The following is a 761-nucleotide window of genomic DNA, read 5'->3' as shown; positions in this document are numbered from 1 at the left end:
AAGGGTTGAATCAATTCAAACCTTGGAATCTCTTTGCCATCAACGGTGACCGTCTCAGCAAACATCGCAAGCGGTCTGACCCAGACGCCGTACTCACCATATAGACAACGGTACACCACTAGCGACTCTTCGGTCTCTGAGTGCTGCGCGGTATGAAGCACTTGATAAAGGTTACCTTTGTAATGGCGGTAAATGCCTTGGACTACCGTGTTTTGACTTTGCTGAGACATAAACCACTCATTTATATTAATAGTTAAAAGATTAATAAACGCTTTGTACTTTTGCTGCAAGCTTGGGTTTTATACCCGCCCATTCAGAATGGATCATGCTATACATGACTGTATCTGAAATAATGCCATCACGGCGTACTCGATTGCCACGAATGATACCGTCTTTTTTAGCACCTAAGCGCTCGATGGCTTGTTGCGAGCGCTGATTATCAACATCTGTACGCCATCCTACTGTTTGATATCCTAAATTTTCAAATACATAGGTGAGCAGCATGAGTTTACAAGTCGTGTTAACATGCGTGCGCCAGTAAGATTTGGCATACCATGTATAGCCAATCTCTAAGCGTTTGCTGGCTGGCAAAATATCATGAAAGCTCGTTGACCCAATCGCTTTGCCAGTACGCTCATCAATGACGGCAAAAGCTTGTCTATCAGGCATTGAATCTGCAACATTAATATAGTCAATGACTTTGTCTGGCTCAGGTACAGACGTCACGTTTATTTTCCACAGCTCACCATCTTGGCAAGCCT

2 protein-coding genes are annotated in these 761 nt (G+C 43.8%); both read right to left on the bottom strand.

The window, feature by feature from the left end; genetic code table 11:
• The coding region (locus ACS8FC_RS16850) for a DUF1653 domain-containing protein (protein ID WP_439297632.1) at nt 1-230 on the bottom strand (230 nt) is incomplete at its 3' end.
• Between the two features lie 31 nt (nt 231-261).
• The coding region (locus tag ACS8FC_RS16845; protein ID WP_439297631.1) for a GNAT family N-acetyltransferase at nt 262-761 on the bottom strand (500 nt) is incomplete at its 5' end.

It is taken from the genome of Psychrobacter sp. 1Y4, from assembly GCF_051847555.1.
The sequence above is the reverse complement of the archived record's forward strand: the minus strand, read 5'-3'. Positions and strand labels throughout refer to the sequence as shown.